The 22280-nt window shown below is 71.0% G+C and carries 22 protein-coding genes; 7 read left to right on the top strand and 15 right to left on the bottom strand.

Annotation, left to right across the window (positions count from 1 at the left end):
- Positions 1 to 118: 118 nt before the first annotated feature.
- From nadC to nadA, 3 genes are read right to left on the bottom strand one after another with little or no spacing between them, the layout of a single operon-like run.
- Positions 119 to 988 (bottom strand): carboxylating nicotinate-nucleotide diphosphorylase, encoded by an 870-nt coding sequence (gene nadC, locus QYS60_RS04805; RefSeq protein ID WP_371382557.1) that lies wholly within the window; start codon positions 986 to 988, stop codon positions 119 to 121.
- The gene (locus tag QYS60_RS04800) at positions 989 to 2587 is read right to left on the bottom strand and encodes an L-aspartate oxidase (protein WP_371382556.1); all 1599 of its coding nucleotides are present in this window, start codon (positions 2585 to 2587) and stop codon (positions 989 to 991) included.
- A gap of 2 nt (positions 2588 to 2589) precedes the next feature.
- Positions 2590 to 3624 carry a quinolinate synthase NadA gene (nadA, locus tag QYS60_RS04795; RefSeq protein WP_054374927.1) on the bottom strand — a complete coding sequence of 345 codons (1035 nt, stop codon included), beginning with the start codon at positions 3622 to 3624 and terminating at the stop codon, positions 2590 to 2592.
- 79 nt (positions 3625 to 3703) lie between these two features.
- On the opposite strand from nadA, the gene QYS60_RS04790 reads away from it, so the two are divergent.
- The gene (locus QYS60_RS04790) at positions 3704 to 4408 is read left to right on the top strand and encodes an NUDIX domain-containing protein (RefSeq protein WP_371382555.1); all 705 of its coding nucleotides are present in this window, start codon (positions 3704 to 3706) and stop codon (positions 4406 to 4408) included.
- 524 nt (positions 4409 to 4932) lie between these two features.
- Here the strand turns inward: QYS60_RS04790 and QYS60_RS04785 are convergent.
- The gene (locus QYS60_RS04785) at positions 4933 to 5316 is read right to left on the bottom strand and encodes a helix-turn-helix domain-containing protein (protein WP_289378320.1); all 384 of its coding nucleotides are present in this window, start codon (positions 5314 to 5316) and stop codon (positions 4933 to 4935) included.
- Positions 5317 to 5397: 81 nt separating this feature from the next.
- On the opposite strand from QYS60_RS04785, the gene QYS60_RS04780 reads away from it, so the two are divergent.
- Positions 5398 to 5808: a RidA family protein gene (locus QYS60_RS04780; protein ID WP_003935825.1), complete on the top strand. Its 411-nt coding sequence runs from the start codon at positions 5398 to 5400 to the stop codon at positions 5806 to 5808.
- Positions 5809 to 5815: 7 nt separating this feature from the next.
- Here the strand turns inward: QYS60_RS04780 and QYS60_RS04775 are convergent, their stop codons facing one another.
- Positions 5816 to 6010: a hypothetical protein gene (locus tag QYS60_RS04775; protein ID WP_003935826.1), complete on the bottom strand. Its 195-nt coding sequence runs from the start codon at positions 6008 to 6010 to the stop codon at positions 5816 to 5818.
- Positions 6011 to 6019: 9 nt separating this feature from the next.
- Positions 6020 to 7033, bottom strand: coding sequence for a biotin synthase BioB (bioB, locus tag QYS60_RS04770; RefSeq protein ID WP_289378322.1), 1014 nt, complete (start codon positions 7031 to 7033; stop codon positions 6020 to 6022).
- A 127-nt stretch (positions 7034 to 7160) separates the two neighbouring features.
- Here bioB and QYS60_RS04765 point away from each other — a divergent pair, with 127 nt between their 5' ends.
- On the top strand, positions 7161 to 7823 hold the full coding sequence (locus QYS60_RS04765; RefSeq protein WP_289378323.1) for a TetR/AcrR family transcriptional regulator C-terminal domain-containing protein: 663 nt from the start codon (positions 7161 to 7163) through the stop codon (positions 7821 to 7823).
- Between the two features lie 26 nt (positions 7824 to 7849).
- On the opposite strand, the gene QYS60_RS04760 is transcribed toward QYS60_RS04765, so the two are convergent.
- Genes QYS60_RS04760 through QYS60_RS04745 form a run of 4 tightly spaced genes read right to left on the bottom strand, consistent with a single transcriptional unit; the run spans position 7850 to position 11669 of the window.
- On the bottom strand, positions 7850 to 8596 hold the full coding sequence (locus tag QYS60_RS04760) for a succinate dehydrogenase/fumarate reductase iron-sulfur subunit (protein ID WP_003935829.1): 747 nt from the start codon (positions 8594 to 8596) through the stop codon (positions 7850 to 7852).
- Positions 8597 to 8598: 2 nt separating this feature from the next.
- Positions 8599 to 10515: a fumarate reductase/succinate dehydrogenase flavoprotein subunit gene (locus QYS60_RS04755; RefSeq protein ID WP_371382554.1), complete on the bottom strand. Its 1917-nt coding sequence runs from the start codon at positions 10513 to 10515 to the stop codon at positions 8599 to 8601.
- Positions 10516 to 10572: 57 nt separating this feature from the next.
- The gene (locus QYS60_RS04750) at positions 10573 to 11388 is read right to left on the bottom strand and encodes a hypothetical protein (RefSeq protein ID WP_371382552.1); all 816 of its coding nucleotides are present in this window, start codon (positions 11386 to 11388) and stop codon (positions 10573 to 10575) included.
- Entirely contained in the window at positions 11385 to 11669 is a 285-nt protein-coding gene (locus tag QYS60_RS04745; RefSeq protein WP_003935832.1) for a hypothetical protein, read from the bottom strand. Before QYS60_RS04745 ends, QYS60_RS04750 begins: the two co-directional genes overlap by 4 nt.
- Before the next feature lie 268 nt (positions 11670 to 11937).
- Between QYS60_RS04745 and QYS60_RS04740 the strand changes: the two genes are divergently transcribed.
- Together QYS60_RS04740 and QYS60_RS04735 are read left to right on the top strand one after the other, a co-directional pair.
- Positions 11938 to 12090 (top strand): hypothetical protein, encoded by a 153-nt coding sequence (locus QYS60_RS04740; protein ID WP_003935833.1) that lies wholly within the window; start codon positions 11938 to 11940, stop codon positions 12088 to 12090.
- A 35-nt stretch (positions 12091 to 12125) separates the two neighbouring features.
- The gene (locus tag QYS60_RS04735) at positions 12126 to 12554 is read left to right on the top strand and encodes a hypothetical protein (RefSeq protein ID WP_371382551.1); all 429 of its coding nucleotides are present in this window, start codon (positions 12126 to 12128) and stop codon (positions 12552 to 12554) included.
- A gap of 115 nt (positions 12555 to 12669) precedes the next feature.
- Here the strand turns inward: QYS60_RS04735 and QYS60_RS04730 are convergent, their stop codons facing one another.
- From QYS60_RS04730 to QYS60_RS04710, 5 genes are all read right to left on the bottom strand, one after another.
- Positions 12670 to 13101, bottom strand: a complete 432-nt coding sequence (locus tag QYS60_RS04730) for an ATP-binding protein (protein WP_054374699.1) — start codon at positions 13099 to 13101, stop codon at positions 12670 to 12672.
- Positions 13102 to 13180: 79 nt separating this feature from the next.
- Positions 13181 to 13570 carry an STAS domain-containing protein gene (locus tag QYS60_RS04725; RefSeq protein WP_003935836.1) on the bottom strand — a complete coding sequence of 130 codons (390 nt, stop codon included), beginning with the start codon at positions 13568 to 13570 and terminating at the stop codon, positions 13181 to 13183.
- A 730-nt stretch (positions 13571 to 14300) separates the two neighbouring features.
- Positions 14301 to 14996: a dethiobiotin synthase gene (gene bioD / locus QYS60_RS04720; protein ID WP_371382550.1), complete on the bottom strand. Its 696-nt coding sequence runs from the start codon at positions 14994 to 14996 to the stop codon at positions 14301 to 14303.
- Positions 14993 to 16132 (bottom strand): 8-amino-7-oxononanoate synthase, encoded by a 1140-nt coding sequence (locus QYS60_RS04715; RefSeq protein WP_371382549.1) that lies wholly within the window; start codon positions 16130 to 16132, stop codon positions 14993 to 14995. Before QYS60_RS04715 ends, bioD begins: the two co-directional genes overlap by 4 nt.
- Positions 16133 to 16210: 78 nt before the next feature.
- On the bottom strand, positions 16211 to 17491 hold the full coding sequence (locus QYS60_RS04710) for an adenosylmethionine--8-amino-7-oxononanoate transaminase (protein WP_371382548.1): 1281 nt from the start codon (positions 17489 to 17491) through the stop codon (positions 16211 to 16213).
- Between the two features lie 103 nt (positions 17492 to 17594).
- Between QYS60_RS04710 and glgX the strand changes: the two genes are divergently transcribed.
- Complete coding sequence (glgX, locus tag QYS60_RS04705) at positions 17595 to 19898, top strand: glycogen debranching protein GlgX (RefSeq protein ID WP_289378333.1); 2304 nt, start codon at positions 17595 to 17597, stop codon at positions 19896 to 19898.
- A complete protein-coding gene (gene treY / locus QYS60_RS04700) occupies positions 19895 to 22255 on the top strand; it encodes a malto-oligosyltrehalose synthase (RefSeq protein WP_371382547.1) in 2361 nt (786 codons plus the stop codon). Before glgX ends, treY begins: the two co-directional genes overlap by 4 nt.
- The last annotated feature ends 25 nt before the right edge of the window (positions 22256 to 22280 follow it).

Raw genomic sequence — 22280 nt, 5'->3', positions numbered from 1 at the left:
TGGGCCCCCTGTGACCCGCCGGACGCGCGCCGCCGCCGTGAGTTGCCTCACGGCGGCGGATACGTAGCCAGTTGTACGCGATCGGCGCGGCCGGCGCCACGCGCGGCCCGGCGTGGCGTCACATGTCGAGACCGAGGTCGAGGACGCTCACCGAGTGGGTCAACGCGCCGACGGCGAGGTAGTCGACGCCGGTGCGGGCGTAGTCCGCGGCCACGTCGAGGGTCAGGCCCCCGGAGGACTCGAGTCGGGTCCGGGGCGCGTGGGTGTTGCGCCGCTGCACCGCGATCTGCGTCTGCCACAACGGGAAGTTGTCGAGCAGGATCAGCTCGACGTTCTCGGCGAGCACCTCGTCGAACTGCTCAAGGCTGTCGACCTCCACCTCGCACTCGAGGTCGGGGGCCTGGGCCCGCACGGCCCGCAGCGCCGCGACGACCGAACCGGCGGCGACGACGTGGTTGTCCTTGATCAGTGCGGCATCGCCGAGACCCATCCGATGGTTGACCCCACCGCCGACCCGCACCGCATACTTCTGCAGCGCGCGCAGACCGGGCAAGGTCTTGCGGCTGTCGCGGATCTTCGCGTCGGTGCCGGCGACGGCGTCCACCCACCGGGCGGTGGCGGTGGCGATGCCGGACAGGTGACACATCAGGTTCAGCATGGTGCGCTCGGCGGTGAGCAGGCCCCGGGTGGGTGCCTGCACCGTCAGGACCGTCTCCCCCGCCTCGGCGCGATGCCCGTCGACGGCACGGTCGAGCACCTCGTAGTTGCCGGCGCCGAGGACCTCGTCGAGCACCAGCAGACCGATGTCGATCCCGGCGACGGTGCCGGGGCTGCGCGGCACCACCGAGGCCGTGGCCACGGCGTCGGCAGGCACCGTGGCGTCGGTGGTCACATCCGGGCCGTAGCGCAGGTCCTCGTCGAGGGCGACGCGCACCAGCGCGAGCGTCTCGTCTCGATCGAGTCCGGCAGGCAGCTCGGTACTGGCCATTCAGTGCGCTCCTGTGAGTTGTGGTGTGCGCAGCGTGAGCTCGCCGTCGCCGTCGAGCCGCGTTTCGAGGCTGCGACGCTGCGCGGGGTCGGTGTCGGGATGGTCCGAACGGGTGTGACAACCGCGGCTCTCGGTGCGGGCACCGGCCGCGAGGGTCAGGGCCCGCGCCGCGACGGTGAGCGCGGCGTCCTCGAGTGCCGGCGCGTCGGCGCACCGGCTGGTCGGGGCGGCAGCGAGGTTCGCCCCGGCGACGGCGAGTCCGGCCGCGTCGCGGACGACGGAGGCGTGCCGGGTCATGATCTGCTGCAACGCCGTCCGAGGTGCGCGGGCCCGCGGAGGCAGGTCGGCGTGGGCGGTTTCGACGCGCAGCCCGCCGCGTTCGTCGGCCGCTGCCAGTCCGGCGCGTTCGCCGACGACGAGGCCCTCGAGCAGGCTGTTGGAGGCGAGCCGGTTGCCGCCGTGCAGGCCGGTACGGGCGACCTCGCCCGCCGCGTACAGCCCGGGCACGCCGGTGCGGCCGTACACGTCGGTGACGACCCCACCGCACGAGTAGTGCGCGGCCGGGGCGACGGGGATCAGGTCCCGAGCCGGGTCCAGTCCCACCTCCGCCAGGGAGGCCGTGACGGTCGGGAAACGCCGCGCGAATCCCTCCAGGTGCCGCGCATCGAGCAGGACGTGGTCGTCGCCGAGTTCGGCGAGCCGGGTGGCGATGGCACGGGAGACGACGTCGCGCGGTGCGAGGTCGCCGAGGGGATGCACTCCGGCGGTGACCGAGCGGCCGGTGCTGTCCACGAGGCGGGCGCCCTCGCCGCGCACGGCCTCGCTGACGAGGGGGCGGCGGCCGACCGATCCGGCCGCGAACAGCACGGTCGGGTGGAACTGCACGAACTCGAGGTCGGCGACTGCGGCGCCGGCGTCCAGCGCCAGCGCGATCCCGTCGGCGGTGGCCCCGGCCGGGTTGGTGCTGCACGCATACAGCTGCCCGAGGCCGCCGGTGGCCAGCAGCACGGCCGGGGTGTGGACGACACCGAGGCCCCGGTCGTCGAGAACGAGCAGGCCGGTGACACCACCGGCGTCGGTGAGGATGCGGGCGGCGGCGGCACCGAAGAGTACCGGCAGGCCGGCGGCGCCGAGGGCGCGCTGGATCTCGGCGCCGGTGGCGTCGCCGCCGGCGTGGATGATGCGCCGGGTGCTGTGTCCGCCCTCGCGGGTGCGGGCGATGCCGCCGTCGCGGCCGCGGTCGAACACGGCGCCGAGGTCGGTGAGCGCGGCGACGGCATCCTGGCCGCCGGAGACGACGGACCGCACGGCCGCCTCGTCGCACAGACCGGCCCCGGCGGCGCACGTGTCGGCGACGTGGGCGTCCACGGAATCCGCCGGGCCCGGGGCGACGACGGCGATGCCGCCCTGCGCGTACTGGGTGGCGGTGTCGGTGGGGCCGCCCTTGCTGACGGTCAGCACCCGCAGTCCCCGCCGGGACGCGGCGCGGGCGGCGGTGAGGCCGGCCACGCCGCCCCCGACCACCACGAGGTCGGCGCGGGCCTCCCAGCGGATCGTGTCCTGCCGCTCCGCCTGGGCCGCGCCGACGCCGGCGGGCATGGTCACTCCCCGCCGCCGGGATTGCCGATGGCGATCATCCGCTGCACCGACTGCCGGGCCCGCTCGGCCACAGCCGCATCGACGTGGACCTCGTCCTTGCCCTCCTGCAGGCAGCGCAGCAGCGCGGCCGGGGTGATCATCTTCATGTAGGGGCAGGACGCGCGGTCGTTGACGGCCTGGAAGTCGACGCCGGGGGCGGCCTTGCGCAGCTGGTGCAGCATGCCCACCTCGGTGGCGACGAGAACCTGCCGGGCACCGGTGGCGCGGGCCGCGTCGAGCATGCCGCCGGTGGACAGGATCTTGACCTTGTCGTCGGCGACGAAGCCCTCGCCCGCGAGGTACAACGCGGAGGTCGCGCAGCCGCACTCGGGGTGGACGAACAGCTCGGCGTCGGGATGCGCCTTGGACTTGGCGGCGAGTTCGTCGCCGTTGATCCCGGCGTGCACGTGGCACTCGCCCGCCCAGATGTGCATGTTCTGCCGGCCGGTCACGCGCTTGACGTGGGCGCCGAGGAACTGGTCGGGCAGGAACAGCACCTCGCGGTCGGGGTCGATGGAGGCGACGACGTCGACCGCGTTCGAGGAGGTGCAGCAGATGTCGGTCAGACCCTTGACCTCGGCGGTGGTGTTGACGTACGACACGACGACCGCGTCGGGATGATCGGCCTTCCACTCGCGCAACTGCTCGGCGGTGATCGAGTCCGCGAGCGAGCAGCCGGCCCGCTCGTCGGGGATGAGGACCGTCTTGGTGGGACTGAGGATCTTCGCGGTCTCGGCCATGAAGTGCACGCCGCAGAAGACGATGGTGTCCTCCTCGGCCTCGGCGGCGATACGCGAGAGGGCCAGGGAGTCGCCGACGTGGTCGGCGACGTCCTGGATGGCGGGCAGCTGGTAGTTGTGCGCCAGCAGCGTGGCGTTGCGTTCGCGCGCCAGTCGCCGGACCTCCGCGGCCCATTCCGGGGTCGCCTCGACACCGGTGTAACCGCCGGGTCCGTCCTGGATCGGGGTCTGCGCGCCCGCCCACGTCGTAGTGGTCATGGCCTGCTCCTTCGCCGTGCACCGGGCGGGCTGTGCCCGGATTTCCGTTTTCGAGGGTTTTCGACTTAGGATCGAAAACATGACACATGGTAGCACCCTTCACGAAGTGCTCATCGTCGTGTTCCAGGTCCGCCGCTTCCCGGACACCCACGGGGGCACGAAGACCGAGCTCGGAGTGCTGCTGTGGCAGCGCGCTCTCGACCCGCAGGCGGGTACCTGGTCGCTGCCCGGCGGCCGCCTCCACCACGACGAGGACCTCACCACCTCGGCGCGTCGCCAGCTGGCCGAGAAGGTCGACGTGCGCGAGGTCGCGCACCTCGAGCAGTTGTCGGTGTTCTCCGATCCGCACCGCGTGCCGGGACCGCGCACGATTGCCTCGACCTACCTCGGACTGGTGCCCATCTCCTCCGATCCCCGGCTGCCCGAGGACACCGCCTGGCATCCCGTCTCGGACCTGCCGGCGATGTCCTTCGACCACGGAATCATGGTCGAGAACGCGCGCACCCGACTGGCCGCCAAGCTCTCGTACACCAATATCGCGTTCGGGCTGGCCCCGGCCGAGTTCGCCATGTCCACGCTGCGCGAGATCTATTGTGCGGCACTCGGGTACCAGGTGGATGCCACGAACCTGCAGCGCGTACTCAAACGCCGCGACGTCCTGACCCCCACCGGCACCACCGCGCCGTCCGGCCGGGCCGGCGGCCGCCCTCCGGCGCTGTTCCGCTTCACCGAGTCGCGCCTGCGCGTCACCGATGAGTTTGCCGCCCTGCGCCCGCCGGGTTGACCGGTGCCGACGGCCCGGGCACACCCGGTGCCTGTTCGGCTCTCAGTGTCGGTCCGGGTCCGACTCGTTCACGGGGAGCACGGTGCCGACGTCCTCGCGCCCGGCACCGACGACACGTCCGGGTCGTGGACGAGCGCGCAGGGCAAGCCCGCGTGGCACCCGGCCGCGGACCTGGTCGAGCAGTACGCGCCGCTGCTGTTCGAGCACGCGCTCGCTGCTGCTCGCCTTGCGCCGCTGTTCACCTGGCCCGACCAGTGGGCCGGCGCGACCGGATCGGAACCGAACGACCCTCCCCGACGAGCTCCTCGCAGCGTTGGCCGCGCTCCCGGCGCACGAGTCGGACGCAGCGCGCGCGTCGATCCCCGACGGCATCCGGCGTCGCACTTCTGCCGCCGCCGACCACGACTGACGGCGCGACCCCGGACCGGACCGATCACCACGACCCCTTGCCAACGTGCCCTGCCGAGCACACGGTCGGCACGCTCCGGCGCTCCCCTGATCTGTGAGACCCCGGACCTGGCGCCTCAGGCGAGGTCCGACTCGGTATCGAAGCGTGCGCGGGCGGCGTCGATTTCGGGTAGGTGTGTGTCGGCCCACGCGAGGAGGACGTCGACCGGTGGGCGGAGCGTCTTGCCGAGCGGGGTCATCCGGTATTCGACCGCGACCGGACGGGAGCTGAGGAGCGTGCGCTCGACGATACCGTTGCGTTCGAGACGACGCAGGGTCGCGGTCAGCGACTTCTGCGTCACCGCGGGGATCGCGCGCCGCAGCTCGTTGAACCGGCTCGGGCGCTCGCACAGCTCGTTGCACACCGCCAACGACCACTTGTCGAGGATCTGATCGAGTAGCTCGCGATGCGGTGCAGTGACGGTGAATGCACCGACGTCGTCGGAGGCGGTATCACGCATGACACCTAGTCTCGTTGAAGTGACCGCCAGAAACCAAGTATCACTGGGGTACCTGTTCGGATCGATGATCGAGGAGCACCTATGACCGTCCGATACCTGACCCCCGAAGGCATGACGCAGCCCACCCCGTACCACCACGTCGCCGTCGGCACGGGCACCCGCCACGTCCACGTCGCCGGCCAGATCGCCCGGCTCGCGGACGGAACCCCCGTCTCACCCGGCGATCTGGCGGGACAGGTCGCCCAGGCCTTACGGAACACAGCAACCGGACTGGCCGGTGCCGGGGCGGGGTTCGGCGACGTCCTGCGGCTGACCTTCTACGTCACGAACTGGGCGCCGGAGAAGATCACCGACTTCATGGCCGGCATCGAGCAGGTCGCCGAGGAGATCGGATTTCCCGTGCCGATGCCGCCGGCCTCCCTCCTCGGCGTGGACTACTTGTTCGAGCCGGATGTACTCGTCGAAGTCGAAGCGACCGCCGTCCTCGACTGAGTCCGCCTCAGCGACGTTCGGTCAGGCTCGAGTCGAGCATCCCGTGCCGTGAGCACCGGGCCCACCAGCCGTCGGGGGCGATCTGCACGATCATCCGTCGTCCGCACTGCTCGCAGAAACGGGGCGGCTCGAGACCGAGCCGGGCTGCGGCCGGGACCGGGGCGCCCTCGTCGACGGGCCGGCCGGTGAACGGATTGAACACGCCGGCCTCCTAGAAGGTCTCGCCGAGCGCCTTGATCGGCATCTTCAGCTCGCCGAGCAGGTCGAGGTCGGACTCGGCGGGCCGGCCGAGGGTGGTGAGGTAGTTGCCGACGATGACGGCATTGATGCCGCCGAGGATGCCCTGCTTGGCGCCGAGATCGCCGAGGGTGATCTCGCGGCCGCCGGCGAAGCGCAGGATGGTGCGCGGCAGCGCGAGCCGGAACGCGGCAACGGCCTTGAGCGCCTCCGCCGCCGGCAGGACCTCGAGGTCCCCGAACGGGGTGCCCGGGCGCGGGTTGAGGAAGTTCAGCGGCACCTCGTCGGGCTCGAGGGCGGCGAGGTCGGCGGCGAATTCGGCACGCTGCTCGAGCGTCTCCCCCATGCCGAGGATTCCGCCGCAGCACACCTCCATACCGGCCTCACGGACCATCCGCAGCGTCTCCCACCGCTCCTCCCAGGTGTGGGTGGTGACGACCTGGGGGAAGAAGGAGCGGGCGGTTTCGAGGTTGTGGTTGTAGCGGTGCACTCCCATCGCGGCGAGCTGGTCGACCTGCTCCCGGGTGAGCATGCCGAGCGAACAGGCCACCTGGATGTCGACCTCGTTGCGGATCGCTTCGACACCGGCGGCGACCTGGGCCATCAGGCGTGCGTCGGGCCCTCGGACGGCGGCGACGATGCAGAACTCGGTGGCACCGGTCTTGGCCGTCTGCTTGGCGGCCTCGACGAGGCTGGGGATGTCGAGCCATGCCGAGCGGACCGGGGAGGCGAACAGTCCCGACTGGGAGCAGAAGTGGCAGTCCTCGGGGCAGCCGCCGGTCTTGAGGCTGATGATGCCCTCGACCTCGACCTCGGGGCCGCACCAGGTCATCCGGACCTCGTGGGCCAGGCCGAGCAGCTCCTCGAGCCGGTCGTCGGGCAGCCGCAGCACCTCGAGCACCTGCTCGCGATCGAGTCCCTCGCCGCGCCCCAGCACCTGTTCGCGGGCGAGGGCGAGGATGTCGGCACGGGCGGGGGCCTGGGTCACGGGAGTCTCCTGGAGGATGCGGGTCACGGCAAACTTGAACACCGTTCACTTGAACGATGTTCAGGCTAGGGTGGCGGTGGTCTACTGTCAACGCGACGGATGCTCGGGAACCAGACGGGAGCGAACGGTGCAGTTGCGACGCGGCGACGTCCTCGACGGCGCGATGGCGATCCTCGACGAGTACGGTCTCGGCGATCTGACGATGCGCAAGCTCGCCACCTCGCTCGGCGTCCAACCCGGCGCCCTGTACTGGCACTTCCCGAACAAGCAGACCCTGCTCGGGGCGATGGCCGATCGCATCCTCGACGGCGTCGCGGCCCCGCCCACCGCACCCACCTGGGACGGCGCCCTCTCCGAACTCGCGCATCGGTTCCGCGCCGCACTGCTCGCGCACCGGGACGGCGCGGAACTCGTCGCCGCGACCTACGCATCGCGCCTGACCACCGCGCGGGTGCGCGAGGCGTTCGTCGCCGCGGGTCTACGCGCCCGGCTGTCCCGGGCACACGCCGAACTCGCCGGCTATGCGCTGCTGCACTACGTCCTCGGCCACACCGTCGACGAGCAGTCCCGCCTGCAACTCGCCGAACTCGGGGCACTGACCCGCAGGCCCGTCTCCCCCGACGTCTCCACCGAGACCGCGGCCGGTTCGGACGACGACCTGCTGGACGGGGATCCGGCCGTGCGCTTCGATTTCGGCTTGACCCTGTTCGTCGACGGCATCCGCACCCGCTTGCACACGGGCGGCGCCACGTCGCCCGGACCGAATGTCACACCGGTGCAGTCCAACTGAACGAATGTGACATTCGGGCGGGCCGTTCAGCGCCGGAACAGCTTGTTTCCGAGCCAGACGATCGGGTCGTAGCGACGGTCGACGACGCGTTCCTTCATCGGGATCAGCGCGTTGTCCGTGATGTGGATGTTCTCCGGGCACACCTCGGTGCAGCACTTGGTGATGTTGCACAGCCCCAGTCCGTGCTCTTCCTGAGCGGAGGTGCGCCGGTCGGCCACGTCGAGCGGATGCATCTCGAGTTCGGCGATCCGCATCAGGTACCGGGGCCCGGCGAACGCCTCCTTGTTCTCCTCGTGGTCGCGCACCACGTGGCAGACGTTCTGGCACAGGAAGCACTCGATGCACTTGCGGAACTCCTGCGACCGCTGCACGTCGATCTGCTGCATCCGGTACTCCCCGGGCGCCAGGTCGGGCGGGGGCGCGAACGCCGGGATCTCCCGGGCCTTGGCGTAGTTGAAGGACACGTCGGTGACCAGGTCCCGGATCACCGGGAAGGTGCGCAGCGGAGTCACGGTCACCACCTCGTCCTCCGCGAAGACCGACATCCGGGTCATGCACAGCAGCCGTGGACGGCCGTTGACCTCCGCCGAGCAGGACCCGCACTTGCCCGCCTTGCAGTTCCATCGCACCGCCAGGTCGGGGGCCTGGGTGGCCTGCAACCGGTGGACGATGTCGAGAACGACCTCCCCCTCGTTCACCTCGACGGCGTAGTCGCGCAGTTCGCCGCCCCCGTCGTCGCCGCGCCAGATCCTGAATGCCGCTCGGTAGCCCATGGCTACGGCCTCCGTCCCGGATGTTCCGCGAGTTCGTCGTCGGTGTAGTACTTGGCGAGTTCCTCGACATCGAAGAGTGCCAACAGGTCCGGACGCATGGGCACCTGACGCTCGGGCGCGACGGTGACATCCGGGATCGATCCGCCGCCGTCGCCCGTGCGGCACACCAGCAGCGTCCGGCGCCAGTTCGGGTCCATCGACGGGTGGTCGTCGCGGGTGTGCCCGCCCCGGCTCTCGGTGCGCAGCAACGCCGCCCGGGCCACGCACTCGCTCACCAGCAGCATGTTGCGTAGATCCAGCGCGAGGTGCCAGCCGGGATTGAACTGCCGGTGACCCTCCACGGCGACGCTGCGGATCCGTGCCCGCAACGCAGCGAGATCGTCGAGGGCGCGGGCGATCTCGTCGGCGCGCCGGATGATGCCCACCAGGTCCTGCATGCACTGCTGCAACCCGGTGTGCAGGGTGTACGGGTTCTCCGCCGTCGCGGGCTCGGCGGGATCGAAGGGGGCCAGCGCCGTGCGCGCCGCCGCGGCGACGTCCGCCTCCGCGATGCGTGGACGGTGTCCGAGGCCCTGCACGTAGTCGGCGGCGCCGAGACCGGCGCGCCGACCGAACACCAGCAGATCCGACAGGGAGTTGCCGCCGAGCCGGTTCGATCCGTGCATCCCGCCGGAGCACTCGCCGGCGGCGAACAGGCCGGGCACGGACGCGGCCCCGGTCTCGGGATCGACCTCGATCCCGCCCATCACGTAGTGGCAGGTGGGACCGACCTCCATCGCCTCGGCGGTGATGTCGACGTCGGCGAGTTCCTTGAACTGGTGGTGCATCGACGGCAGTCGCCGGACGATCTCCTCGGCGGGCATGCGCGAGGCGATGTCGAGGAACACCCCGCCGTGCGGGGTGCCACGACCGGCCTTGACCTCGGAATTGATGGCGCGGGCCACCTCGTCGCGCGGCAACAGGTCCGGGGTGCGGCGATTGTTCTCCTGGTCGGTGTACCAGCGGTCGGCCTCTTCCTCCGTCTCGGCGTACTGGCCTTTGAACACCGGCGGAATGTAGGAGAACATGAACCGTTCGTCCTCGGAGTTCTTCAGCACCCCACCGTCACCGCGCACCCCCTCGGTGACGAGGATGCCCTTGACGCTCGGCGGCCACACCATCCCGGTGGGGTGGAACTGGACGAACTCCATGTTGATCAGGGCGGCCCCGGCCCGCAGCGCAAGCGCATGACCGTCGCCGGTGTACTCCCACGAATTCGACGTGACCTTCCAGGACTTGCCGATCCCGCCGGTGGCGAGGACGACGGCGGGGGCCTCGAACAGCACGAACCGGCCGGACTCGCGCCAGTACCCGAACGCACCGGCGATGCGGCCCTCGCCGTCCTTCAGCAGTTCGGTGACGGTGCACTCGGCGAACACCCGCACACGGGCGTCGTAGTCGCCGGTGGCGGCGTAGTCCTCCTGCTGGAGCGACACGATCTTCTGCTGCATCGTGCGGATCAGCTCGAGCCCGGTGCGGTCGCCGACGTGCGCGAGCCGAGGGTAGGTGTGACCACCGAAGTTGCGCTGGCTGATCCGGCCGTCGGGGGTGCGGTCGAACAACGCACCGTAGGTCTCGAGTTCCCACACCCGGTCGGGGGCCTCGCGCGCATGGAGCTCGGCCATGCGCCAGTTGTTGAGGAACTTCCCTCCGCGCATGGTGTCCTGGAAGTGCACCTGCCACGAGTCGTGCGGGTTGGCGTTGCCCATCGCGGCGGCGCAGCCGCCTTCCGCCATGACGGTGTGGGCCTTGCCGAACAGCGACTTGCACACGACCGCGACCCGCAGTCCGCGCTGACGCGCCTCGATGACGGCACGCAGCCCCGCCCCACCCGCGCCGATGACCACTACGTCGTAGCTGTGCCGTTCGACGTCCGCCATCCAGTCCTCCTCTGCTGCCGAACCGCCCGCGGCAGGCGCCCGGGCCGGCGTCGTAGCTCAGCCGACGAACCGCAGGTCCGAAATGGTGCCGCTCGCCACGAGCATGATGTAGAAATCCGTGATCATCAGGGTGCCCAGCGTGGTCCACGCCAGCTGCATGTGCCGGGTGTTGAGTCTGGAGACGAACGTCCAGATCCGGTAGCGCAGCGGGTGTTTCGAGAAATGTTTGAGCCGGCCGCCGGTGACGTGCCGGCACGAGTGGCACGAGACGGTGTATGCCCACAGCAGTACGACGTTCACCACCAGGATGACGTTGCCGAGCCCGAACCCGAAGCCGCCCCCGGCGCCGTGGAACGCGAGGATCGCGTCGTAGGTGTTGATCGCCGAGATGACGAGCGCGGCATAGAAGAAGTAGCGGTGCGAGTTCTGGATCAGCAGCGGCAACCGCGTCTCCCCCGTGTACCGGGCATGCGGCTCGGCGACGGCGCAGGCCGGCGGCGCCAGCCAGATCGAGCGGTAGTAGGCCTTGCGGTAGTAGTAGCACGTCAGCCGGAACCCGAGCAGGAACGGCAGCGACAGGAACGCCAGCGGGATCCACATGGGCAGCTCACCCACCCATGTGCCGAAGTGCCGGGCGCCGGGCACGCACGACGCACTGACGCACGGTGAGTAGAACGGCGTGAGGTAGTGGTACTCCTCGACCCAGTACGCGGTGCGCACGAACGACCGGATCGTCGCGTACACGACGAAGACGGCCAGTCCCAGCGTGGTGAGCAGCGGCGGTTGCCACCACCGGTCGGTACGTAGCGTGCGCGCCGCGATCCGAGCCCGCGTCGCGGAGCGCACGCCGGTGCCTGCCGCCGGCACGCTCACCGCGAGCCGTGCAGGCCGCCGAGCCCCTCGTCGTCGCAGTCGACGCCGCGGAAGATCTCGTCGTACGGGGTGTCGGGGATCGGGATCCGCTCGCCGACCGGCCGAGACGCCTCACGCGGTGGGGAGGCCGCCAGGTCCTGCGCGTCGATGTCGAGCCGGTCCACGTCGTTGACCAGACGACGCACGGCGGCGGCGTCGCCGTACCTCGACCGGAGCGAGGTCAGACAGTGCCGCAGGTGACCGATGGTGCGGTGCAGTTCCTGCATTTCGGTGGTGGACATTCGTACCTCCGAGAGGTCGTCGGCACGTCGACACCTGCCGACTCGATGTGACAGCTATCACAGTACGACATTCGTGCGGCCTCGCATGCGAATCCGGCCATCGACGCGCACGCGTCGTGACCGCACGGGGCGCCGAGCCGGATCCGGACAGAACGGGCCAGAAAATGTGAAATGTCCGTTACAGGTTTCGAAAACCCGCGCTCCGGGAAGACTTGGATGCCACTGTGAAAGCAGCACGCGCTGAAGAGAGTTAGGACAGAGAAACGTCATGCAGACCACCTTGTTCGCCTCCGCCGCCTCCCGCCGAGCAACGGCCACTGCCGGCTCGGCCATGAGCACCGAGGAGATCAAGCGCCACATCGAGGCGATGTTCGCCGAACCACGCACCGACGAGCAGTCGGCCGGAACCGGACGCGCATGAGGTCGACGACGTCGATACGGAAAGCAGGGGATCAGATGACTTCAGGATCGTTCGAGGGGGGATCGGCCGGCGAACTGCTGATCGTCGGCGACTGCTCCCGGGTGCTCGACGGCGCCCGCGGGGCCGAGCTGCGGAGCTGGGCACGGGAGCACGGATTCGGACTCACCGATGCCTTCGCCGGAGGCCGGGTGGTGTGCGCGATCGTCGCCGAGGAAGTGCTCGACGGCGCGTGCTCCGCTGCCGAGGCGATGACGATGCAGGCCGTGCGCGCCGCAGGCGTTCCGTGCGTCTGCGTGCACGACGCTCCCGAACGGATACTCGCCGCACTCGCCGGTCGCGGCGTGCCGGCCGATGTGGGGGCCTCTCCGGCGCGAGACGTGACGGCCCCCCTCGGGACCGTGTGCACCTCGGTGTTCGCCGCGAGCGGCGACGCCGGCAGCCGTCGGCACCCGCAACCTGCCTGAGGTTTCTTCCCGGAACGGATTCCGGCCCCGACGCGCGAAGCGTCGGGGCCGGAATCCGTTCGTGGTGACGAGGGCGCCCACCCGACTCGCGTCGGCCGGTGACCGTCGAACTCCCCTAGGGCAGCTGCCAGCGCATCGCCACCTGCGTGCCGTCGGGGTTGACGGCCAGGTCGGTATCCGCGGCCAGATTCCGGATCAGAGCCAGGCCGTGTCCCCGGGAGGTACCGGCCGCCGGGGTGTCCGACTCCCGCCAGTGCCCGTGATCGGTGACGACGATCTCCACACACCGGTCCTGCGGCGAGTACTTCGCCTCCAGGTCGACCGTGCCGTCACCGTCGGTCGCGACGTACGCGTGCTCCACGGCGTTCGCGAGCGCCTCGTAACTGGCCAGCAGCACGTCCTGACCACCGACCTCGGCGAGCCGCAAGCCGCTGAGCCAGCGGTCGAGCGCCTGCCGCAGCATCGTCACCTGTGAGGCCTCGGCACGGACCCCGCGGAAATACAGGCCGGTCGCCAGAAAGGCCGGTGCTACGCCTCGCGTCTGCATCCTCGTTCCCTCGTCGTCGCCAGGTCCGACAGGATCACGCCCCGGACACGTCCGGTCGAGCCTGCGCGGCTCGACCGGCTCACGCCTCCGTGCCGGCTTTGTCGGCCTGCAGAGCGGCCAGCGCCTCGTCGAGGCGGCTGTGGATCGGGAACACCTCGTCCAGCCCGAGCAGTGACAGCGGCCGGGCGGTGGCCGAACCCTGCGCGACGACGGCGTAGGGAGTCGTGCCCGCGGTCTTCTTCGACAGGTCGACCAGTACGGCGATGCCCACCGAGGCGAGGAAGTTCACAGCACCGAGGTCCACGATCAGGCCCCGGCACTTGTCGTTGCCCAGGGTGGCGACGGCTTCCTCCTCGAGCTGCGGGGCGCTGACCAGATCCACGTCACCGGCCACCGACAGCACCGCGATGTCGCCGCTCCACGCTTGGGAAACGGCCATGATCGGCTGTTCGGAAGTCGCTTCGTTCATCTGTCCATCATGCAAGACACTGTCCTCCTGTGCGATAGCGGGTCCGATCCCGAGGGTCGGAGTCGAGGGGGTATACCTACGGCGAGCAGGACGATGTCGTCCTGGGCGCCGGGCGGGAACCGGTTTCGAAAGTTCGGCGACGAGCCGGGCGGGGGTGGAGTCCGGCGCGCTCGTCGCAGGGAATCCGACGTCGCTCTCTTCCCCGAATCTCTCCCGTTCGTCGGGGCCGGCCCGGGTGAGCCCGTCGGCGGGGAGCAACAGGGCCTCCCCCGGCTCCGGGCCGATCGGGCGCGACGGTGCCGAGCCGGCGACCGTCCGTGGTGGTGACGGGTGTGGTGGGGTCGGCGTCGACGATCGACACCGTTGCCCCCGGCGTCCCGGACCGGGACGGGGTGTTCCGGCCGAGCGGGCCGTCGAGAATGTGGTCGGGCGAGACTGCCCGCTCGTGGGCCGTCCCGCACTGCTGGTGATCGAGCACCCTCATCGCTTGCGCTGTCTCCTACACCGACTTCCGGTCTGCCTCGGTCGGTGATACGCAGCGGTCGACACCGGACGCGGCGAGCACTGCGTAGCACTGACGTAGGGACGCGTCGTCGGAACGCGTCCTCACAGGCACTACGGCTGGTGTCTCAACCGCATCGGACACCCTACCCGAACTCGCCGTCTTCGCACATTCGTTCACCTACGGCACGCGCGGCGGTACGCAAGGCCGGCCGCTGCGGGGAGGGGGTCAGGTCCGAACCGGCATCCCGAGCCGGTCGGCAGGCAGCCAGCGGGTGGCCTGCTCGGCGAAGGACACGGCGTCGAGGGCGCCACTGCCCGCCGGAATGCGCCCGAGGAGGGGCACCCCGGTGACCTCGGGTAGATCCTGCAGATTGCACTGCTCGGCCAGACCGGGCTGCTCCGGCCACGCACCGATCACCACGCCTGCGCAGTCGACCCCTCCGGCCTTCAACGCGGCGACGGTCAGCGCGCTGTGGTTCAGGGTCCCCAGGGCGGGCGCCGCCACCACCACGGCCGGAGCGCTCGCCGCGGCGGCGACATCGAGGAGGGTGAATCCGTCCCTGCCCAGCCGGACGAGCAGCCCCCCGGCGCCCTCGACGAGAACGAGGTCGTACTCGTCGGCGAGCGCGCGCACGGCGGCGACGACGACGGGCAGGCGCAGCAGCGGCCGTCCGCTGCGCCGCGCCGCGGTGTCCGGCGCCAGGGGCTCCGGGTAGCGGGCCAGCTCCACGGTGTGCACGCGGCCCCCGGTGAGCCGGGTGATCTCGGCGAGGTCGCCGGGAGCGTCGTCGGCCACTCCGGTCTGTGCCGGCTTGCACACGGCGACCCGAAGCCCCGCCGCCGCGGCCACCGCGGCGTAGGCCGCCGTGACGACGGTCTTGCCCACGTCGGTGGACGTGCCGGTCACACAGAGGACGGTCATGCTCGTGCTCCGGACAGCACATCGGTGAGGACGTCGTCGATGTGGGCGAGTTCGTCGGCGTCCAGGTTCGCGCGGGCGGTCAGCCGCAGCCGCGACGTGCCCTCGGGAACGGACGGCGGCCGGAAGCATCCGACGTGGACTCCCCGGCTGCGGCACGCCTGCGCGGCATCGAACGCGACCTGTGGGTCCCCGAGCACCACCGACACGACCGCCGACGTGGGGGTGGCGACCCCGGTGATCCTGGCCAGGTCGGCGGCCCGCTCGAGCACGGCTCGGGCCCGGTGCGGCTCGTCACGCAGCACGCGCAGCGCACCGCGGGCGGCGCCGACGGCGGCGGGCGCGAGACCGGTGTCGAAGATGAAGGTGCGGGCGGCGTCGATCAGGTGTGCCCGCACGCGAGCATCGGCGAGCACCACGCCTCCCTGTGACGCGAGGGACTTCGAGAGCGTCGCAGTGACCACGACGTCCGGTTCACCGGCGAGCCCCGCCTCGTGGACGAGTCCGCGGCCGCCCTCGCCCCGGACTCCCACCCCGTGGGCCTCGTCGACGAGCAGCAGCGCGTCGTGCGCCCGGCACGCCGCATGCAGTTGCTGCAGTGGCGCGAGGTCCCCGTCGGCGCTGAAGACGGAGTCGGTGAGCACGAGGGCACGCCGCTCGATGCGGGTCGCGAGTGCCGTCCGTACGAAGTCGACGTCGGCGTGCGGGGCGATCTGCACCCGTGCGCGTGCGAGGCGGCACGCGTCGACCAGGGACGCGTGGCAGCCCGCGTCGGAGACGATCAGGGTGTCGCGGTCGGCGAGGGCGGTGACGGCGCCGAGGTTGGCGGCGTACCCGCTGGCGAACACGAGACCGGACTCGGCGCCGGTGAACTCGGCGAGTTCACGCTCGAGCAGTTCGTGCTCGCTGGTGGTGCCGGTGACGAGGCGGGACCCGGTGGCGCCACCGCCCCAGCGGCGCAGCGCGGCGGTCGCGGCGGCGAGGACCTCGGGGTGCCGGACGAGGCCGAGGTAGTCGTTGGAGGCGAGGTCGACGATGCCCGGCGCCGGGGTGCGCGGATGCAGGGTGCGGCGCAGGCCCGCCGCGCGCCGGGCATCGGCGACGTCGTCGAGCCATTCCAGGCTGGCGAAGACGGTCATGCCCGCAGACCATACCTGAACACTGTTCAAGTCGGAATGCGGGCGCGTTACCGGCTCGCCCGGCACCCCGCCGCCGGGTCAGGTCCGGGCGGCGGCGCACATCCCCGCGGTGATCGTCCGCATGTCGTCGTCCGTGCAGATGTACGGCGGCATCGCGTAGATCAGGTTGCGGAACGGGCGCAGCCACACGCCGGCCGCGACGGCGGCCGCCGTCGCGGCGCGCATGTCCACCGGTCGGTCCAGTTCGAGCACGCCGATACCACCGAGCACCCGCGCGTCCACCACGCCCGGCAGCTCCCGCGCCGGCGCCAGACCCGCTTCGAGGCCCTCGCCGAGCGCGGCCACCTCGCCGCGCCAATCGCGCGAGAGCAGCAGCTCCACGGCGGCGACGGCCACCGCGCACGCGAGCGGATTGCCCATGAACGTCGGGCCGTGCATGATGCCGCCGCCCTCGCCCGCGCTGACCGCCTCGGCGACCGCCGAGGTGCACAGCACCGCCGCCAGCGTCAGATACCCGCCGGTCAACGCCTTGCCCACGCACATGACGTCCGGCGCGACGGCCGCGTGATCGGCGGCGAACAGCTCGCCGGTGCGGCCGAACCCGGTGGCGATCTCGTCGAAGATCAGCAGCAGGCCGTGGGTGTCGCACATCCGGCGCAACTCGGTCAGGTAGCGGGGATCGTGGAAGCGCATGCCGCCCGCGCCCTGCACCACCGGTTCGACGATCACGGCGGCGAGCTCGTCGGTGTGTGCCTCGAGCGTGGCTTCGAACTCGGCGACGTACGCCGGGTCGAACTCGCGCGGGGGCGCCGGCGCGAACACCTGCCGCTGCAGTACTCCGGTCCACATCGAGTGCATGCCGCCGTCGGGGTCGCACACGCTCATCGGCGCGAACGTGTCGCCGTGGTAGCCGCCGCGCCAGGTCATGAGCCGGTGCCGCCCCGGCCGGCCCACCGCGCGCTGGTACTGCAGGGCGAGTTTGACCGCGACCTCCACCGACACCGACCCGGAATCGGCGAGGAAGACCTTGTCCAGGCCGTCGGGGGTGATCTGCACGAGCAGCTCCGCGAGTCGCGCGGCCGGCTCGTGGGTGAGCCCGCCGAACATGACGTGGCTCATCCGCCCCAGCTGGCGCGTGACCGCCGCGTCGAGGACGGGGTGGCGGTATCCGTGCACGGCGGCCCACCACGAGCTCATGCCGTCGACGAGTTCGCGGCCGTCGCCCAGCCGCAGCCGGGTGCCGTGTGCCTCGTCGACGACGAGCGGGACGGTCGATGCGGGCACGGCTCCGTAGGGATGCCACAGGTGCGCCGCGTCGAGCGCGGCGACCTCGTCGGGATTCAGGCGGCGGGCGGTCACGGGGATCGACTGTAGGCGTCGGCGCCGCGGGCCCGGCCGGCACCTGCGCCGGACCGGCTCGCTCGGTCCGTGCACGACCGCGGATCCGGCTAGGGTTGCGGTCATGGAACCCACCGAGCCGAGCACGTCCACCGAGGCCCTCCCGGCCGAGATCCCGGTGTGGCCGGGGAACGCATATCCGCTCGGCGCGACCTACGACGGGGCGGGGACGAACTTCGCCCTCTTCTCCGAGGTCGCCGAGAAGGTCGAACTGTGCCTGATCGCCAAGGACGGCACCGAGACCCGCGTGCCGATCGAGGAGGTCGACGGCAACGTCTGGCACGTCTACCTACCCACGGTGACCCCCGGCCAGCGCTACGGTTACCGGGTCCACGGCCCCTACGATCCGGCGCAGGGTCTGCGCTGTGATCCGAGCAAGCTGCTGCTCGACCCCTACGGCAAGGCTTTCGACGGTGCGTTCGACGGGGATGCGTCCCTGTTCTCGTACGCGATGGCGGGGTCCGAGGCCGAGGAGGCCCCGTCGGAACCGGAGCAGTCGGACGCAGCCGCGGAGGACGCCTCCGGTGCTCCGGGCGCGGCCACCGCGGAGTCGGGCGACGAGAACGAGACGGTGGCCGAGTCCGCCACCGAACCCGAAGAGCCGTCGAATCCCGATTTCCCCCAGCTGGATTCGCTCGGGCACACGATGACGACCGTGGTGATCAACCCGTTCTTCGACTGGGTCTCCGACCGGCATCCGCGCCGGCCCTACTACGAGACCGTCATCTACGAGGCCCATGTGAAGGGCATGACCGCGACCCACCCCGGGGTGCCGGAGCAGTTGCGCGGCACCTACGCCGGGCTGGCCCACCCGGTGATCATCGAGCACCTCCAGAGCCTGGGGGTCACCGCGATCGAACTGATGCCCGTGCACCAGTTCATGCACGATCAGGTGCTGCTGGACCGTGGACTGCGGAACTACTGGGGCTACAACACCTTCGGCTTCCTGGCTCCGCACCTGGACTACTCGTCGGCCAGCAACCCGAGCGGCGTCGTCGCCGAGTTCAAGGCGATGGTGCGCGCCTACCACGAGGCGGGCATCGAGGTGATCCTCGACGTGGTGTACAACCACACCGCGGAGGGCAACCACATGGGGCCGACCATCTCTTTCCGCGGCATCGACAACGCCGCCTACTACCGGCTGGTCGACGACGACAAGTCCTACTACATGGACTACACCGGCACCGGCAACAGCCTCAACGCCCGCCATCCGCACACCCTGCAGCTGATCATGGATTCGCTGCGCTACTGGGTGACCGAGATGCACGTCGACGGATTCCGTTTCGACCTGGCCTCCACCCTGGCCCGCGAGCTGCACGACGTGGACCGGCTGTCCGCGTTCTTCGACCTCGTGCAGCAGGACCCGATCGTCTCGCAGGTCAAGCTGATCGCCGAGCCGTGGGACGTCGGTGAGGGCGGCTACCAGGTGGGCAACTTCCCCGGCCTGTGGACCGAGTGGAACGGCAAGTACCGCGACACGGTCCGGGACTACTGGCGCGGCGAACCGGCCACCCTCGGCGAGTTCGCCTCCCGGCTCACCGGTTCGTCGGACCTGTACGAGGCCACCGGCCGCCGGCCGAGCGCCTCGATCAACTTCGTCACCGCACACGACGGCTTCACCCTCGCCGACCTGGTCTCCTACAACGAGAAGCACAACGACGCCAACGGCGAGAACAACATGGACGGCGAGTCGCACAACCGCTCGTGGAACTGCGGCGTGGAGGGCCCGACCGACGACGCGGACGTGCTCGCGCTGCGGCAGCGGCAGAGCCGCAACATCCTGGCCACGCTGATGCTGTCCCAGGGCACCCCCATGCTCGCGCACGGCGACGAGTTCGGGCGCACGCAGCAGGGCAACAACAACGTCTACTGCCAGGACAACGAGTTGTCCTGGATGGACTGGTCACTGGCGGAGACGAACGCGGACCTGCTCGAGTTCACCCGCAACGTGATCGCGCTGCGCCGGGCCCACCCGGTGTTCCGGCGACGGCGGTTCTTCGAGGGCCGCCCGATCCGCAGCGGCGAGCAGTCCCGGGACATCGCCTGGCGTACCCCGGCGGGCGAGGAGATGACGCCGGAGGACTGGGACAGCGGGTTCGGCAAGTCGCTGTCGGTGTTCCTCAACGGCGAGGGCATCCACGAGCCGAACCAGCGTGGCGAACGGGTCGTCGACGATTCGTTCCTGCTGTGCTTCAACGCGCACGACGAGCCGATCGATTTCGTCACCCCCGACGGCCCGCACGCCGACGAATGGTCGGTGGCGCTGGACACGGACGTGCCGGACGGGCTGCGCGAGCAGGTGGTGACCGCCGGGGAGTCCGTGCGGGTGCAGGGCCGTTCGCTGCTGGTGATGCGGAGGACCGCATGAGCCCGCGCCCGGTGTCGTCGACGTATCGGCTGCAGCTCACCGGCGACGGGACGACGTTCGCGGACGCGGTGGCACTCGTGGACTACCTCGACGCGCTCGGCGTCTCCCACGTGTACCTGTCTCCGGTGCTCAGTGCCGCAGCCGGCTCGACCCACGGTTACGACGTGGTGGATCCGACGACGGTGTCGGCGGCGCTCGGCGGCCGCGAGGGTCTCGCGGCCCTCGCCCGTGAGGTCCGCTCCCGCGGGATGGGTCTGCTGATCGACATCGTGCCCAACCACGTCGGCGTCGGCGATCCGCGCGAGAACCCGTGGTGGTGGGACGTGTTGCGGCACGGCCGCGACTCGCCGTACGCCTCGTACTTCGACATCGACTGGGACGCGGACAACGGCTGCGACGGCCGGATCGCCCTGCCGGTGCTGGGGTCGGCCGCCGACGTCGAGGACCTGACCGTCGACCGCACCGGCGACGAGCCGACGCTGGCCTACTACGAGCGGCGCTTCCCCGTCGCCCCGGGCACCGACACGGGAACCGGAGCGGAAGTACATGCGCGGCAGGCGTATCGGCTCGTGCCGTGGGACAGCGGCCTGATCGGGTACCGCCGGTTCTTCACCGTCGACGACCTCGCGGCGGTGCGGGTGGAGGATCCGGCGGTGTTCGACGCGGTGCACACCCAGGTGGCGTCGTGGATGCACGACGACCTCACCGACGGCGTCCGCGTGGATCATCCGGACGGTCTGGCCGATCCGACCGGTTACCTGCGGCGGTTGCGCGAGCTCGTCGGCCCGGACCGCTGGCTGGTCGTGGAGAAGATCCTCGGCGACGGCGAACCGCTCGACCCGACCCTGCCGGTCGACGGCACCACCGGCTACGACGCGCTCGGCGAGGTCGGTGCGGTGTTCCTCGACCCGCGTGGAGAGAAGGACCTCGACGCGCTCTCGCGCGATCGCACCGGGGCCCCCGGCGACGCGCAGTGGCTGCACGCGCAGGAGAGACATATCAAGAGCGCGGTGCTGCAGGCGGGGCTGGCACCGGAGGTGCGCCGGCTGGTGCGGGCGGTGCGCCGGGACGCCGCCGATGCGACCTGTCCGGACGAGCACCTGCGCGACGCGGTGATCTCCGTGGTGGCGGAGCTGCCCGTGTACCGGTCCGACTACGCGCCGCTGGCCGGGATGCTGCCCCGCATCCTCGGTGACTGCGCCCGCGCCGAGCCCGCACTCGAACGCGCGCTCGAGGTGCTGGCCCGGGCCCTGGCCCGGGGCGGAGAGGCGACGGCCCGGTTCGGGCAGGTGTGCGGCGCCGCGACCGCCAAGGCCGTCGAGGACTGCCTGTTCTACCGCGCGGCACGGTTGGTCTCGCTCCAGGAGGTCGGCGGCCACCCGGGCCGGTTCGGGCTCCCCGTCGCCGAGTTCCACCTCGCCTGGTCGGAGCGGGCGCGGTGGTGGCCGCGGGCGATGACGTCGCTGTCCACCCACGACACCAAGCGCGGCGAGGACGTCCGCGCCCGTATCGGGGTGCTCTCGCAGGTGCCGCAGCTGTGGGCGGCGTGCCTGTCCGAATGGGAATCGGTCGCGCCGCCCCCGGACGCCGCCTCGGGACTGTTCCTGTGGCAGAACGTCTTCGGGGCCTGGCCGCGCGACGGTCGCGTGACGGAGGAGCTGCGGACCCGGCTGCACGAGTACGCCCGGAAAGCGCTGCGGGAGAACGGCTTGCGGACCACCTGGACCGAGGTGGACGAGGAGTTCGAGGGCGCGGTGGCGGCCTGGCTCGACGCGGTGTGCGACGGGCCGGTCGGCGCGTCGCTGACCGAGTTCGTCGCGTCGCTGGCCCCGCATTTCTCCGCGGACTCGCTCGGGCAGAAGCTGCTGCAGCTGCTCGGACCCGGCATCCCCGACGTGTACCAGGGCACCGAGTTGTGGGAGGACTCGCTCGTCGACCCGGACAACCGGCGGCCGGTGGACTTCGCCGCGAGACGCCGGCTGCTCGAGCAGGACGCGCCGCCGGCCGTGGACGACGCCGGCACCGCGAAGCTCGCGGTGGTGCGGTCGGCGCTGCGGTTGCGCCGCGAACGGCCGGCGAGCTTCGTCGGTGGTGCCTACGTCCCGCTGTCCGCGTCGGGTCCGGCCGCCGCTCACCTGATCGGCTTCGGGCGCGGCCCGGCGGCCGACGACGTCGACGTGGTGGCGCTCGCCTCGCGGCACACGGTGACCCTGGAGGAGACCGGGTGGGGCGACACGACGCTCGACCTGCCGCCGGGACTCTGGGTGGACCGGCTCACCGGGCGGCGGCTGTCGGCAACGGTGTCGCCGGCGGAGGTGTTCGCGGATCTTCCGGTAGCCGTGCTGGCCCGCGACTAAGCCGTCCGCGCAGAGGAGGGCAGTC

This window comes from Rhodococcus sp. GXMU-t2271 (genome assembly GCF_041414735.1).
In the GTDB taxonomy this organism is placed as follows: Bacteria; Actinomycetota; Actinomycetes; order Mycobacteriales; family Mycobacteriaceae; genus Rhodococcus; species Rhodococcus indonesiensis.
This window is presented reverse-complemented; position numbering and strand designations above follow the sequence as displayed.

Bases quoted from the DNA above. Each gene is read 5' to 3' on its own strand.
- QYS60_RS04740 (WP_003935833.1), top strand. From the start codon at position 11,938: ATGCAGACCACCTTGTTCGCCTCCGCCGCCTCCCGCCGAGCAACGGCC.
- QYS60_RS04800 (WP_371382556.1), bottom strand. From the start codon at position 2,587: ATGCCCGCCGGCGTCGGCGCGGCCCAGGCGGAGCGGCAGGACACGATC.
- treY (WP_371382547.1), top strand. From the start codon at position 19,895: ATGAGCCCGCGCCCGGTGTCGTCGACGTATCGGCTGCAGCTCACCGGC.
- QYS60_RS04745 (WP_003935832.1), bottom strand. From the start codon at position 11,669: ATGTCCACCACCGAAATGCAGGAACTGCACCGCACCATCGGTCACCTG.
- QYS60_RS04760 (WP_003935829.1), bottom strand. From the start codon at position 8,596: ATGGGCTACCGAGCGGCATTCAGGATCTGGCGCGGCGACGACGGGGGC.
- QYS60_RS04785 (WP_289378320.1), bottom strand. From the start codon at position 5,316: ATGCGTGATACCGCCTCCGACGACGTCGGTGCATTCACCGTCACTGCA.
- nadA (WP_054374927.1), bottom strand. From the start codon at position 3,624: ATGACCACTACGACGTGGGCGGGCGCGCAGACCCCGATCCAGGACGGA.
- QYS60_RS04780 (WP_003935825.1), top strand. From the start codon at position 5,398: ATGACCGTCCGATACCTGACCCCCGAAGGCATGACGCAGCCCACCCCG.
- QYS60_RS04790 (WP_371382555.1), top strand. From the start codon at position 3,704: ATGACACATGGTAGCACCCTTCACGAAGTGCTCATCGTCGTGTTCCAG.
- QYS60_RS04725 (WP_003935836.1), bottom strand. From the start codon at position 13,570: ATGAACGAAGCGACTTCCGAACAGCCGATCATGGCCGTTTCCCAAGCG.
- QYS60_RS04715 (WP_371382549.1), bottom strand. From the start codon at position 16,132: ATGACCGTCTTCGCCAGCCTGGAATGGCTCGACGACGTCGCCGATGCC.
- glgX (WP_289378333.1), top strand. From the start codon at position 17,595: ATGGAACCCACCGAGCCGAGCACGTCCACCGAGGCCCTCCCGGCCGAG.
- QYS60_RS04735 (WP_371382551.1), top strand. From the start codon at position 12,126: ATGACTTCAGGATCGTTCGAGGGGGGATCGGCCGGCGAACTGCTGATC.
- bioD (WP_371382550.1), bottom strand. From the start codon at position 14,996: ATGACCGTCCTCTGTGTGACCGGCACGTCCACCGACGTGGGCAAGACC.
- QYS60_RS04730 (WP_054374699.1), bottom strand. From the start codon at position 13,101: ATGCAGACGCGAGGCGTAGCACCGGCCTTTCTGGCGACCGGCCTGTAT.
- QYS60_RS04755 (WP_371382554.1), bottom strand. From the start codon at position 10,515: ATGGCGGACGTCGAACGGCACAGCTACGACGTAGTGGTCATCGGCGCG.
- nadC (WP_371382557.1), bottom strand. From the start codon at position 988: ATGGCCAGTACCGAGCTGCCTGCCGGACTCGATCGAGACGAGACGCTC.